This is a genomic window from Clostridium sp. CMCC3677, from assembly GCF_023845585.1.
GTDB classification, from domain to species: domain Bacteria; phylum Bacillota; class Clostridia; order Clostridiales; family Clostridiaceae; genus Clostridium; species Clostridium aquiflavi.
Window position 1 is genome coordinate 1 of the sequence record NZ_JAMQHS010000011.1, and the last position, 14,172, is coordinate 14,172.

Annotated in this window: 15 protein-coding genes and 1 riboswitch; of the genes, 4 read left to right on the forward strand and 11 right to left on the reverse strand. The window is 28.1% G+C overall.

Annotated features, from left to right (window positions below; all coding sequences use genetic code 11):
* Window positions 1–84: 84 nt before the first annotated feature.
* Complete coding sequence (locus NG901_RS13695; RefSeq protein WP_252215660.1) at window positions 85–2,190, reverse strand: anaerobic ribonucleoside triphosphate reductase; 2,106 nt, start codon at window positions 2,188–2,190, stop codon at window positions 85–87.
* A gap of 298 nt (window positions 2,191–2,488) precedes the next feature.
* Between NG901_RS13695 and NG901_RS13700 the strand changes: the two genes are divergently transcribed.
* The 4 genes from NG901_RS13700 (at window position 2,489) to thiT (ending at window position 5,127) form a co-directional block, all read left to right on the forward strand.
* Entirely contained in the window at window positions 2,489–3,337 is an 849-nt protein-coding gene (locus tag NG901_RS13700) for a DegV family protein (protein WP_252215661.1), read from the forward strand.
* 1 nt (window position 3,338) lies between these two features.
* A complete protein-coding gene (locus NG901_RS13705) occupies window positions 3,339–3,791 on the forward strand; it encodes a PadR family transcriptional regulator (protein ID WP_252215662.1) in 453 nt (150 codons plus the stop codon).
* Window positions 3,792–3,990: 199 nt separating this feature from the next.
* Entirely contained in the window at window positions 3,991–4,197 is a 207-nt protein-coding gene (locus NG901_RS13710; RefSeq protein WP_252215664.1) for a hypothetical protein, read from the forward strand.
* 24 nt (window positions 4,198–4,221) lie between these two features.
* Window positions 4,222–4,324: riboswitch (TPP riboswitch) on the forward strand.
* Between the two features lie 122 nt (window positions 4,325–4,446).
* Window positions 4,447–5,127 (forward strand): energy-coupled thiamine transporter ThiT, encoded by a 681-nt coding sequence (thiT, locus tag NG901_RS13715; protein ID WP_252215667.1) that lies wholly within the window; start codon window positions 4,447–4,449, stop codon window positions 5,125–5,127.
* Window positions 5,128–5,308: 181 nt separating this feature from the next.
* Here the strand turns inward: thiT and NG901_RS13720 are convergent, their stop codons facing one another.
* The 10 genes from NG901_RS13720 to NG901_RS13765 form a co-directional block, all read right to left on the reverse strand.
* Window positions 5,309–5,497, reverse strand: coding sequence for a ferredoxin (locus NG901_RS13720; RefSeq protein ID WP_252215669.1), 189 nt, complete (start codon window positions 5,495–5,497; stop codon window positions 5,309–5,311).
* 66 nt (window positions 5,498–5,563) lie between these two features.
* Window positions 5,564–6,406 (reverse strand): Mrp/NBP35 family ATP-binding protein, encoded by an 843-nt coding sequence (locus NG901_RS13725; RefSeq protein WP_252215673.1) that lies wholly within the window; start codon window positions 6,404–6,406, stop codon window positions 5,564–5,566.
* 15 nt (window positions 6,407–6,421) lie between these two features.
* Window positions 6,422–7,255: a YhfM domain-containing protein gene (locus NG901_RS13730; RefSeq protein ID WP_252215674.1), complete on the reverse strand. Its 834-nt coding sequence runs from the start codon at window positions 7,253–7,255 to the stop codon at window positions 6,422–6,424.
* Window position 7,256: 1 nt separating this feature from the next.
* Window positions 7,257–8,015, reverse strand: a complete 759-nt coding sequence (locus tag NG901_RS13735; RefSeq protein ID WP_252215677.1) for a prolipoprotein diacylglyceryl transferase — start codon at window positions 8,013–8,015, stop codon at window positions 7,257–7,259.
* Window positions 8,016–8,112: 97 nt separating this feature from the next.
* On the reverse strand, window positions 8,113–8,682 hold the full coding sequence (locus NG901_RS13740) for a hypothetical protein (protein WP_252215679.1): 570 nt from the start codon (window positions 8,680–8,682) through the stop codon (window positions 8,113–8,115).
* Between the two features lie 10 nt (window positions 8,683–8,692).
* Entirely contained in the window at window positions 8,693–10,204 is a 1,512-nt protein-coding gene (locus NG901_RS13745; RefSeq protein WP_252215681.1) for a DUF7922 domain-containing protein, read from the reverse strand.
* A gap of 158 nt (window positions 10,205–10,362) precedes the next feature.
* Window positions 10,363–11,214 (reverse strand): 16S rRNA (adenine(1518)-N(6)/adenine(1519)-N(6))-dimethyltransferase RsmA, encoded by an 852-nt coding sequence (rsmA, locus tag NG901_RS13750; RefSeq protein WP_252215683.1) that lies wholly within the window; start codon window positions 11,212–11,214, stop codon window positions 10,363–10,365.
* Window positions 11,215–11,772 carry a ribonuclease M5 gene (gene rnmV, locus NG901_RS13755; protein WP_252215878.1) on the reverse strand — a complete coding sequence of 186 codons (558 nt, stop codon included), beginning with the start codon at window positions 11,770–11,772 and terminating at the stop codon, window positions 11,215–11,217.
* 117 nt (window positions 11,773–11,889) lie between these two features.
* Window positions 11,890–12,936, reverse strand: a complete 1,047-nt coding sequence (locus NG901_RS13760; RefSeq protein WP_252215685.1) for a resuscitation-promoting factor — start codon at window positions 12,934–12,936, stop codon at window positions 11,890–11,892.
* A 278-nt stretch (window positions 12,937–13,214) separates the two neighbouring features.
* Window positions 13,215–14,000 carry a TatD family hydrolase gene (locus NG901_RS13765; protein ID WP_252215687.1) on the reverse strand — a complete coding sequence of 262 codons (786 nt, stop codon included), beginning with the start codon at window positions 13,998–14,000 and terminating at the stop codon, window positions 13,215–13,217.
* Window positions 14,001–14,172 lie beyond the last annotated feature (172 nt).

The following is a 14,172-nucleotide window of genomic DNA, read 5'->3' on the forward strand; positions in this document are numbered from 1 at the left end:
TCATTTTAGCATTCCTAAGTTCAATTACTCAGTCCACTTTGCTTATGCATATATCAACACCCTGCTAAAACAGAGCCTAATTTTTTAATAATGTTTCTTATGACTTTCTAAATGAGATATTCTATCTGCTCTTTCTTGATACTTTCCTGGACCAAATCTCTCATCTAAACTTAAATATCCTGTTACTCTACTTACACCTTGTATATCAGTACTATCACAAGTTGGACATTTACTTTCGTTACTGTGTAAATAAGTTCCACAATCTTTACAATATCTTATATGGAAATTTACTCCCATATAACTTATATTAGTGTTTTTATATGCATAACTTATTATATCCATAATAACATCTTCAGTTGGGAAATCATCAACTTCTATATAAGTTATATGTCCTCCATTACAAAGTTTATGATATGGAGCTTCTATATCAATTTTATCCTTAATTGATATGGCATGCCCTACTGGTACATGATAACTATTTGTATAGTATTCTTTATCAGTAATACCTTTTATCATTCCAAATGTTTTTTGATCTTGCTTTATAAATTTACCTGATAATCCTTCAGCAGGAGTTGCATAACAGCTCCAATTTAAACTATATTCTTCTGTTAATCTATCGCAATACTCTCTTATATGACCAATTATCTTTAATCCTAATTCTCTTGCTTCTTCAGTTTCTCCATGATGACTACCTATTAATGCTGTTAATGTCTCAGCAAGACCTATAAATCCGATACCCCAAGTTCCTTGTTTTAATATAGGTTCAATAGAATCTTCTGGCTTTAAATTTTCTGAACCCACCATTAAATTTTGACCTGCTATAAATGGTAAATCTTTAACCTTTAGATTCTTTAATACATTATATCTATGCAATAAAGATTCCTTAGATAAAGATAATCTAGCATCTAAAATTTTAAAGAACTTATCTACATCACCTTTGGCTTGTAATCCTATTCTAGGTAAATTAATTGTAGTAGGAGCTATATTTCCTCTTCCTTTACATCCTGGTTCTCCATTTACATTTTTCATAAGATAAGTTCTACATCCCATAGTAGCTGGAACATATCCTTTATCATAATATTCTTTATTGAAATCTGCATCAATGTTCATAAAAGTAGGATTCATTCTTTTAGCTGCTACTCTACAAGCTAATTTATATAAATAATAGTACGGATCATTTTCTTCTCTATTAACCCCTTCTTTTACTCTAAAAATTATGTTAGGGAAAATAGGTTGTTCTCCTTTACCTAATCCTCTTTCATATTCTAAAAGAAATACTTCACAAACTAATGCTGCATCATCATTAGTTGGTATTCCTATATTTACAGAACTAAAAGGTACTTGTGATCCAGCTCTACTATGCATAGTATTTAAATTATAAATAACACCTTGCATTGCTTGATGAACTCTTTTTCTTAAAGTTTTCTCTATAAGTCTGTTCATCTTTTCTTTTGGAATATCTAATTCTTCTAATTCTTTTTTTATCTCGTCTCTTGTTGGAGGAATAAAAACTGCCAAATCATTATCAAAGTCTGGATGAGATTGCCCCCCAAACATATCATTTTGAGTAGATTGTAATAATATGCATGATAATTCTGCAGCTGTCTCTATTCTCTTAGGTGCATTTATTGTTCCATATCCTGTATTAAAACCATTAATTAGAATTTCTTTAGTAGGTATATGAAGACAATTAGTAGTTAAATTATAACTATCTAAATCATGATAATAAAGATCACCTGTTTCGTGAGCTTTTGATAAATGTTTGGGCATAGTAGATAAATTATGCCATTTATTAGATTCAGAAGCTATTCTTAATAACTTAGAACTAAAATTGTTTCCTACATTCGCATTATCTCTATCAGTTTCAACACCTATTTTTTCTATTGCTTTCATTAAATCTGACTTTATGTCTCTTACTCTTGTTCTTTCTCTTCTATATGATGAATATGCAAAAGCTATATTTTTATCCTCTTCACCTAAAGCTTTCTCAACCAAATTTTGAATTGCTTCTACTGTAATTTTTTCTTTTTTCGTATCTTCTATATAAGTAATCACCTTTTGTACAGTTTCCAAAACTTGGCTTTCTCTTAAAGTAACCCCAATTTCTAGCGCAGCACCTTTAATCGCTTGAGAAATCTTCTCTCCGTTAAACTCAACCGTTCTTCCATCTCTTTTTACAACATATAGCATTTTGCTTACCTCCACAACACAATATATAGTACTTTAATAATACTGTACTATTATACTTGATTAAATATGCGTTAGCAATACCGTTAATGTTTAGTTTTATTGGTGATATTTTTTAATTATTAGTGAATATATCTTTTTATCTCTATATTTGGTTAAATTTTAAGGTTGTTTTCAATTTGACTTCTTATAATTAACATTATACAAGAACTTATCACTATTGATAACTATATCACTATTGATATAGTTATCAATAGTGATATAATTAATAAATAGAATATATTACTAGGAGGAATTTTTAGTGGATAAAATTGCATTACTAACTGACAGTGCATCCGATATATGTACTGAGGACCTAAATAAATATAATATAAAATTATTACCTTTTAAAATTATCTTTTCTGATAAAGAATATGATGATAAATTGGAAATAACTTCTGATGTTCTTTATGAATTACTTCCTAGAGAAATTCCAAAAACATCATTACCAAGTATCGAAAGACTTAACAACACTCTTAATCAATTAATTGCTGAGGGATATACACATGCAATTATAGTAACATTATCAAGTGAATTTTCAGGAACATATAATTCAATGAGATTAGCATGTGAAAGCTTTGAAGGTATAGAAACCTTTGTATATGATTCAAAAAGTTTAAGTATGGCAGAAGGTGTAATAGTATTAGAAGCCGCAAAACTTATTGAAGAAGGAAAATCATTTGATGAGATAGTAAAGATAATTCCTAAACTAAGATCTAATATAGATATATATTTTACTATAGATACTTTAGAATATCTAAAAAAAGGTGGAAGAATAGGTAGAGTTGCTGGAACTATCGGGGACGTTCTTAACTTAAAGCCTGTTATAACAATAGATAACAATGGTTGCTTCCATACTTACTGTAAAGCTCGTGGTAAAAAGCAATCTGCATCAAAATTATTAAAAGTCGCTAAATCTTATACCGAGAATAATAAATGTAAATTCTGGGTTATGGATGGTAATGCACTGGATGATGCAAAAGCATTATGTGAAAATATTAAGAGTTTAAATAATGTAATAGAATGTAATTTAGGGTATAGTATAGGACCTGCACTTGGAGTTCATACTGGACCTGGTCTTTTTGGATTCATTGTTGAAAAGGTAGATTAATATGTCTGACTTTAATTTTTCTCATATAGATGATATAAAAAATGAAGAAAAAAGATTATACCAAGAATATAAGAGTAAAATTTCTGAATTAAAAAAAGTTAAGAAAGAAAAGGAAGCTGTAGGGCAAGTATTTACCAAAGGTCTTTTGCCTATATATGTTTTATATATATTATCATTAAATCCCACAAACGGAAATGAAATTTCAAATCAAATAGGTATAAGAACTAATAACAAATGGATTCCTAGTACTGGTGGAATATACCCCCTACTAAAAAAGTTAGAAAAAGAAGCTCTTATTGTTGGAATATGGGATGATCCCAATAAAAAATTTCAAAAAATATATCATTTAACTCCAAAAGGAAAAATAGAATATGAACATAAGAAAAAACTTCTAAAACCTAAAATCGAAGAATCCTTAGAAGTATTTAAAATAATTTATAATGACCTTTACTAATTTTGTGCCTTGTTTTAAAATAGTTTATATTTTAAAGCAAGGCACTTTTTAGTTAAACTATACTTTTACAGAGTGTTTATATCTATATAAGAACAGCTGGAAAGAGTAATTAAATTTAACATCACAAAATTCCTTAATTCTATTAATGTATATTTATTTAAATAATACTAAAAATACTATTAAAGGATGGTGTTAATTTATGAAAGGCTTTATTATTGATTCAACTTATAAAGAAGATATTGTAATAGATAAAAATAATATTAATTCTACAGTGCCATGTAATAATATTCCTAATAATTCATTAAATGGTTCTAAAATCCATTTAAATGATGTTTCATCAAGTTATATCACTCATTATAATAAAGACAATAAATATAACCCATATAACGTAGTTGACTACCTATAGTTATATGGGTAAAATAAATATATATTATAGTGCTAGGGGAGCCTTTGTGCTGAGATTTGATTTATTTCATAAACCCTCGGAACCTGATCCAGTTAATTCTGGCGTAGGAAAGTATAACCGCTTAATATATATTTATTATACTAATAAACACTAAAAGTCTTTTAGTATATTTTATTGTTCTATTTGAATAATAAAAATTTATATTTATTGGTTAACAATCTCCTAAGCACAATTAAGGAGGTTTTTTTTATGAATATTTTTAACGATTGGGCGAAACAAATTTCGAAATTGTACAGTCATTTGCCCGAAAATGTACAAACTATTATTTCTAATCCATTATCACTTATTACTTTATTAGGGTGTATTGCTATACTAGTTGTATTAGTAAAAGCAAAAAAAATTAAATTTACACCTCAATTAATTGCTAGAATCGGTATAGCCTTAGCATTGGCAACAATTCTAAAAATTCTTAGAATTTATCATTTTCCACAAGGCGGAAGTATAACCTTTGGTAGTATGGTTCCTATTTTGCTAATTGCATTTATGTATGGACCACAAGTTGGATTCCTAACTGGATTCCTTTATGGAATGATCACTTTAGTTATGGATCCTTATATTCTACATCCTGTTCAAGTATTATTTGATTATCCATTACCATTCCTATGTTTAGGTATCGCTGGATTTTTTCCAAATAAAAAGTATTTAGGCGTAACACTCGCAGTGTTAGGCAGGTTTATATGCCACTTTATATCTGGAGTTGCTTTCTTTGGATCTTTTGCACCTGAAGGAATGTCTCCAGCATTATATTCTCTATCAGTAAATGCTCCTATAATCGGAATAGAAGGAGTCATTTGTTTAGTTATAGTTGCTGCTCTTCCTATGGCAAGAATAATTTCAGTCGTATCAGATAATAATAGAGTAACAACATAGATTAAATATTATAACAATATATTTTTCATTTTTATAATAGGCTATGTTTTAGCAGAGTGTTGATATATGCATAAGCAAAGTGGACTGAGTAAATTAAATTCTGTAATATATAATACTAAATGTGATTAATAGATATAAAAAAATGTGGTGTTAAAAATTTAATTTTTAACACCACATTTTTTTATTCTACTGAGATTGCATTAACCGGACAACTTGTTTCTGCTTCTTTTGCAGAATCTTGGTATGCACTTGGTACCTCTTCAACTATAGAACCAGCTTTTCCATCGTCTTGCATATCAAAACATTCTGGACATATTGATGGGCATAAGCCACATCCTATACAAGTATCTTTATCTACTTTTGCTTTCAAAAAACTCACCCTTTCATTATAAAATTACATTTATAGTATTTCCATAAGAAAGATGAGTTATGTATATTAATATAAAGCTTCAAATATTAATGAATATAAATCATTATCTATAACGTAAGCTTCTGCTTTACCTTTTTCTAGAGCCTCTGTTAACTCTACATTTATAGGTAATTCACCTATTAAAGGTAATCCTAAATATTCTGCATGTTCATCAGAAGATTTTGTACTAAATACTCTTATCTTCTTATCGCAGTCTGGGCAAGTAATATATGCCATATTTTCAACTACGCCTCTAATTTTTATTCCTATCTTTTGAGCCATTATAACTAGCTTTTTAACAATCATTGATACCATGTCTTGTGGAGTTGATACTATTATTACCTCAGTAATAGGGAATTCTTGCATTACTGTAAGAGCTATATCACCAGTTCCTGGTGGCATATCTATAAGTAAATAATCTAATTCTTCCCAATTAGTTTCCATAAACATTTGCTTTAATACTCCTGTAATTACAGGTCCTCTCCATATAACTGGATCTTCTTCAACTGCTGTTAAAAGATTCATAGATATAACTTTTATTCCTGAATCAGTAATTACAGGTTCAAACTTTACCATATCATTTTCTAATGGAATTATCTTTCCTCTTTTTTCATTAATGCCAAAAAATCTAGGCATAGATGGTCCTGTTATATCTGCATCTAAAACTCCTACTTTATATCCTTTTTTAGCTAAAGTAGTTGCCATTATTCCTGTAACGGTAGACTTTCCTACTCCACCTTTTCCACTAATAACGCCTATTACATTTTTAATTTTTCCATATGTAGGTATGATTTTAGGTATAGAATTTTCACATCCTTGACCTTTTGATCCACATGAATCTTTACTTGGACAATTGTCACAGCTTCCCATTATTTGTTCCTCCTCTTACCACTCATTTGGCATTTTATTCACTTCTCCAATATCGATATCCCAATTTCTAAAATTATATTCTGCTGATATATAATAAGTATTGAAAACTTTATCCTTTTTATTATCAACGGTAATCATAGTTTTAAAAATGGTACTATTATATCCTCTGTTTTTAACTTTAATTATTGTATCAAATTCATTAGAATTGTTTTTAACAAGTTTAGCATTTGGAATGACTTTATCAATATTTTTTTCAAATTGTTTCAAATCTGTTGAAAGTATGTATTTTAAACAATCAATATCACCACTTATATCTATTCCTACTTTATTAGAAGCATCTATTTTAGATTTTTCAGATTCCAATACTGCTAAAATAGTTTGATAATATACATATTCAAAATTTCTTGGTTTTCTTACAAAAGATAAGTTTTGTATTATTGTATCATCTAAACGGTTTGAAATTGAAAAACATTCTTCATCATTAAAGAAATTTCCTTTTCCTCTTTCATCAGCACCAACTATATAGTCATACTTTTTAACCTCATCTCCCATGCAAATTTCAAAATAATAATCTGCATCTAATGAGCTTCGTTCAGATACTTTTTTACCATTTGACAATAATTTGTACATATCATTTATTGCATTAGGCTCAGTAATTATAAATCTAAATCCAGTATCTCTAGCACTTTGAATTACAATTTTATCCACTTTGCTTTGATTTACATATTCGAAATTATTGTTTTTAATCCCTAGTGTGATGGCTAATTTATCGTAAGTACTGCATCCAACCAAAATAGAAGTAATAGTAATTAGAGTTAGAAGCAATATAAAAATTTTTTTCTTAAACAACTTATTTCTTCGCTCCCTTAAAAAATTTATGAAAATTAAAAATAGCTAATCCAAGAATTAATGTAAATACAGCTATAAATTGAGATGTTGATAATAACCCAACATTCCCCCTTGGATCATTTCTAAAAAATTCTACCATAAATCTTCCTATACTATATATTATCAAGTACATAGAAACTACTTTACCTGATTTCTTTTCTTTTTTAGAATAATATAACAAGAAAAATCCTAGTAAAAAATCAAAAATTGATGAGTAAATTTGAGTTGGATGTACATGAATACCTGCTGGTGCAAGTGAATTTATTGGAAACTCTACCCCTATTGGAAGATTAGTTTCTTTTCCATAACAGCATCCAGCTAAAAAACATCCTATACGTCCAAATCCTTGTGCAATAGCTAACCCTGGTGCAACTAAATCTAAAATCTTAAGTACTTTCCAGTTCTTACTTTTACAATATAAATATATTGTTAATGCACCCAGTATTAATGCTCCATACACAACAAATCCATAACCAAAATTCAACAATATACTTGGATCTTCTAATATACTTTTAAATTCAGTTACAATAAAAAGTAGTTTACCCCCTACTACTCCTCCGATTACAGTTAAAATAATTAGATTTAATAAGGAATCTTCATCATATCCTTTTTCTCTTCCTTTTTTTAAAAGCAAAGATGCTGCCACAAGTATTCCTATAGCAATCATTAAACCGTAACTTTTTATTTCTAGACCAAACGCCTTAAATAAAATTATTTTCATGCGTATCTCCTTAAAATATTTAAGTATCATAGATGAATTCTTAATCCCTCCATGATACTTAAATTATAATACTTATACATATTAATATCAAATTTTATTAACTTTGTATGTTTATCCTAGATATTATAGTATTAAAAACAGTTTTTACATTTTCCTTATAATCGTCTTCTTTTACATTAAATAAAACTTTTATAATTTTACCATCATTACTATTTAAATAATAACAACTATTTTCAAATGTATAACCCTTTTTTACTTTAGTTTTATATTGAGATAAAACTCCTGATGTTTCTTCTAATTTAAAAGGCATTATTTGCTCATTTTTATATGATAAAGGTAAATTTTTCAAGTCACTTTCTGCAAAATTCCCAAGATCAATTTGAGTATTTATAACCTCTAAGTATCCAGTGATTTTATCATTTTTATCTTTAAAATTTGCCTTATAACTAATATACTGTCCTTGGCTTTCCTTTTCCGATACGCTCCATTCACTTGGTAATGAAAATATATATCTTCCCTCATCAAAATTATAATCCTTAAATTCGTTTATCCCATTTTCTACAAGAGCAACTTCTGTAAATGTTTCTTTAAAAAACGATTGTGTTACACCTAACACTATCATTAATGAAAGTAAAATGGACAATATTAGTATTTGCTTTTTATTCATATTGCCTCTTCTACTTCATAGGAACTACAACTGTTGAGTTTTGGAAATCATAGAACATAAGCCAATAGCCAGAGCTTCTAGTATCGTTATGTGCCCATGTAACATATCCTGTTTTGCCCTCATATGGTTGTTCTGAAAGATCTTTACTTCCTGGTATTGCATAAACAATATGAGTCAATTCTCCTACAGAATTACACTTATATCCTAATAGAAAATACTTAGTTTTACTTATATAAGGATAATAATTTAACATCGGATAATATACTAATGTATATTTGTTGTAATCTGATATATTAAATAAATCATCAATTCTATTTATAGGTACCTTATACCATTTACAATTTTTAATACCATCTAATCCTTCATGATATTCTTCAAATCCTTGTGCAATTTTTTCAAAGTATTCACCAATTTTGCCTTTTATATTAAAGCTATTTGATGACTCCATCTTTAACTTTTCAATATCTTTTTCATATTGTTCAAAATCAGCACCATCAATTCTAGTATTTTCTTCTATTCTTCTGTGATTTACTGTCTTTGTACAATAAGATTCGTCATTTAACTCATCAATAATTTTTTTGCATTTTTCAGTTTCGCTAAAATTATATTTATCTTTCTTTGTTTTCTCTTCTTCATTCTTCTTTTCTTTTTTATATTCTTTTTTATGTTCTTCTTTTACTACTTCACACTTATCCTTGCATTTTTCTTCACACTTTTCTTCACATTTCTTTTCACATTTTTCTTCACAGACATCTTCACATTTCTTTTCGCATTTTTCTTCACAGACATCTTCGCATTTCTTTTCGCATTTTTCTTTGTATTTCTTTTCGCACTTATCTTCACAGGCATCTTCACATTTTTCTTTGTACTTCTTATTTTTATTGCGATTATCATCTTCGTTGCATTCAAAATCCATATCTATATTTATCTTATCAGAATTGTTTATAGACTCTTTCTTTTCACTACCTTTATCTTTCATATTTGAGGTAGTATCTGATTTTATAGATACTTTACTTCCAGTATCTTCTGGTTTTATAATTGTTTTACTTCTAGTATCATTGGTAGTTATTTTCTCTGAAGCATCATCTTCTTTTGCAACTTTAAGCTTTTTCCAATTTTCTTTTGGTTCTTCTCCATTTATGAAGCCATACATCATAAATGCAACTTCTCCTGAATTTGCTTTACAAATAGCAGCGCCATTTATTTTTTCATAAGATATGCCTAAACCAGCTATGTTATTTATATAGTATTCTTTACTTGTATCTCCTTTTCCAACATCATTTATTTTTAGAGACCCCAAATCAATTAATTGTTTCATGTCCTTTTTACAACAGATAAGTACTACGGAATAATCTTCTTCTTGTTTCAGATTTTGAGCATAAAAAGATATTTTACACTTATCTCCCTTTGCTTCCACTTTAGCATATCCAGACAAAGCTTTTTCGGTAGACTCTGAGTTGATTTTTTCATCTTGCTGTAAAATTATAAAATTTCTATATAATTTATTATGTGCCACTACCATAATCCCTCCACATATATTTATTCAATAAAGTATATGCTTTTATTGATAGATTATGATTAAATACTATAATGCTAGATCGTCTTTTAATTAAATATTTATATTTATCTATGAGCTTTTATACTCAAAAATCAACACTAATTTTAAATTAAATATATAATTTAATTATTTTTTCTAAGATCATATATGCTATCTGCTAAAGCTGCAAATTCTTCAATAGTTAATGTTTCCGCTCTTCTTTTCGGATCTATATTGCAAGAATCAAAAGCTTTTTGTAAATTTTCTTTCGAAAGACCTATTAACTTAGTAGCATTCCACAAAGTTTTTCTTCTCATATTAAAACCTGATCTAACTATATCAAATAAAAGTTTTTTATCTTGTACGTTAACTCTTGGTTCATTTAATCTGTCTAATCTTATAACTATAGAATCAACCTTAGGTCTTGGCATAAAACTTTCTGGTGATACTTTTCTTATAATTTTAGTATTACAATAATACTGAACCAAAACAGATAATGCTCCGTATTCTTTACAATTAGGTTCCGCATTTATTCTTTCAGCCACTTCTTTTTGTATCATTATAGTTAAAGATTCAAACTTATGATTTTCCTTAAGTAACTTTACTATTATAGGTGTTGTAACATAATAAGGAAGGTTTGCAACTAGTTTAACATGTTCTTCATCTTTCATTATTTCATTAAAGTCTACTTTTAAAGCATCATTATGTATTAATTCAAATTTATCATATTCACCTAATTCTTGTTGTAAAATAGGAATCAAGTCATTATCTAATTCTATACAAGTTACTCTCTTAGCTTTTTGCAATAACTTAGCTGTTAAAGTACCTACTCCCGGACCTATTTCTATAACAAAATCATTTTCATTAACGTCTGCTCCATCTACTATATCTCTAAGAACAGAATCATCTAATAAAAAGTTTTGACCTAAACTTTTTGAAAACCTAAAATTATATTTTTTAACTAATTCTTTAGTTTTTATATCCATTAAATCCATCTATTTTATCCCTACTTCCAATTGTTTTTCTATTTTTTCTATAGCGTCTGCAAATTCCTCTTTTGTTATTCCATAATTATTTAATCTAGAAATCATTTGAGCTGTATTACAATATCCTATACCTAAAATTTTACCAAGCATACTTCTTCTTACTTTAGATGTTGAGTCATTTGTTAATTTAAAGTAAAACATATCTTGCATAGTAAAAAAGTTTCTTTTTTCCTCAACAGTTATTTTAGCTGTTTCGAGTGCTTTTAATATTACTTCAGGACAAGCATTTTCCACCCCTATATCTCCATCTTTAAGACCATCTTCTTTAGAAATATACGCATGCTTTATTCCTTCTACTCTTTTAGAAATAATTCTTCTTATCTTTTCACCAGCAAAATCTGGATCAGTAAGAACTATTACACCTTTTCTCTTTTGAGCTTCTTTTATTCTCTCTATAACCTTAGCATTTATTCCAAATCCACCTACTGCTATTATTTCAGCATCTAATGCTTTTTTAACAGCATCAACATCGTCTCTTCCTTCAACCACAATTACTTCTTTAATCAATCTTATACTTCCTTTCATTACTGCATGATTAATATACCTACTAATAATAGTATATCAAACTTCAAATTATTTAAATAAAAAAAAGAGATAACTAACATGTTATCTCCTAAAAATCAACTACCATTCTCCTGGATAAGCTACTATGAATAAATTGACGGGTCTTCTTCCCCATTTTATACATTCATTTGATGAATCTAAGTATAAATCAATTATATTTCCTTTTATTGCACCACCAGTATCAGCTGCAATGGCGTATCCATATCCTTCAACATAAACTTTACTTCCTAAAGGAATAACTGATGGGTCAACAGCGATTGTACTTAATCCATTAGAATTTCTAACAGGTCTTCTGCCTGTAGCTGTAGTACTATGTCCACTATATGCAGTTGCAACAACAGATAATTTTTTCTTATATGCTATATTACCTGCTCCCCTACTTGCATATACATTGCCTGTCCCTTTTACAACAATCTTATTTACAGGTTCAGCAATAACTTTAGTACTTTTTACTTCTTTAGAAATCTCTTGACCATCTTTAATAATAACTTTATATGTTATTTGTTTTTCTCCATTAGTTCCTTCACTCTTAACTTGTTGAACGCTACTATCAAGACTTGAATCTTTTTGTACCACTGTATCGAAGTTTATTTTTTCCTTTTCTACAATGTCTTTAGTCTCTACCTTAACAATCTTAACGTCTAAGTTTTGTTCTATTCCTGTATCTAAAGAAGGTAATACTTCATCTGTTCCTTCTTCAAATTCTACACCTTGCTCTTTTAGTACGTCTGATTCTGTTTGTAGCATATCTCCAATAGTATCTTCTGCTGTTTCTAATGTTACAACTTTATCACTAAAAGTAATATTTACTGGAATAGCTTTCTTAATTGTAATTAATTCTTTTTCAGATACTCTAGAATCCAATGATGGTTCTACCTTATCTTTTTCTGCCAATTCTATTCCATTATCTTGTAACACATCTTTCACAGTCCATTTATACGTGACAAAATTTTCTTCTTTTCCGTCTATACTTATAGTAAGTGTTTTCCTTACACTCATTAATGTCGCTGTAATAACAATCGCCACAGCAATTGTTGTTATTATGATTTTTGCCTTCGGACCGTTAGAAAAACTTTTCTTAAAATAATCTTTTAATTTTTCTACCATTGATTTCCCTCCTTTGGCAAGAGCGTATACTGAATTATATCCTAAAGACTTAATCTTGTCAAATTTGATAATCTCTTGCACCTTATAAACCCCTGTAATAATGCACTTTTGCATAATTTTTTTAAAATAATTAAATATAATAATTATAATAGCGATATTTATGGGTTTTTTATATCAATGTTATTGAATCAAAAAATTATAAATTGTTTATGAATTATTTTAGAAATTAAGTGAAAAACAAAATTATTTTTCTAAAATATTACAATTAATATTTTACCTTATTTTTCCTTTTTAATCAAGCTATAAAAATTCTCATTAAATCTCATATTCAATTCATATGGATCGATTTCTCTTATATGAGCTATTTTTTTTATTATATATTCTATATAGTCTGATTTGTTTCTTTTTCCTCTATTAGGCTCCGGCGCCATATACGGACAATCAGTTTCTACCAACATTTTATTTAACGGTATTTCCTTTGCAACCTCAACAACTTTTTTTGCATTTTTAAATGTTACAACACCTGTAAATCCTATATAATACCCTAACTTAATACATTCCTTTGCAAATTCAACACTTCCAGAAAAGCAATGTACAACACCTGTTACATCTGGAAATTCTTTTATTATTTCTAATGTATCTTGATGCGCATCTCTGTCATGAATTATTACTGGCAAATTAAGTTCTTTAGCTAAATTCATTTGCTTTCTAAATACTTCCTTTTGAATTTCTTTTGATGGGTTTTCATCCCAATAATAATCTAATCCAATTTCTCCTATAGCTACTATTTTGTCATTAGATTTTATATATTCTTTAATTTCATCTAACGTATTATCTTTAAATTCATTGGCATTTTCAGGATGTATTCCTAATGCTCCATATATAAAATCATACTCCTTAGTCAATTCATAAGTAGTTTTTAAGCTATTATAAGATGCTGCACAATTTAAGACTCTAACCACACCATTTTTTTGAATTTCCTCTAATACTTCTTTACGATCATTTTCAAAAGATTCATCATCATAGTGAGCATGACTATCTATTATTTTAAATATTTTTTCCATAACAGCATATCCTTTCAAATATTGAATATATCTCTTCCTTAATTTACTTTCAAATATTCAATGTTAAATTTTAAATTAATTTTAAATTGTCACAGATTTGACATATTCAAATAGTATATTTAAATTGTAAAGTAGTTAAAGCATTATTATTTACCCCTTTTAACCATTATAT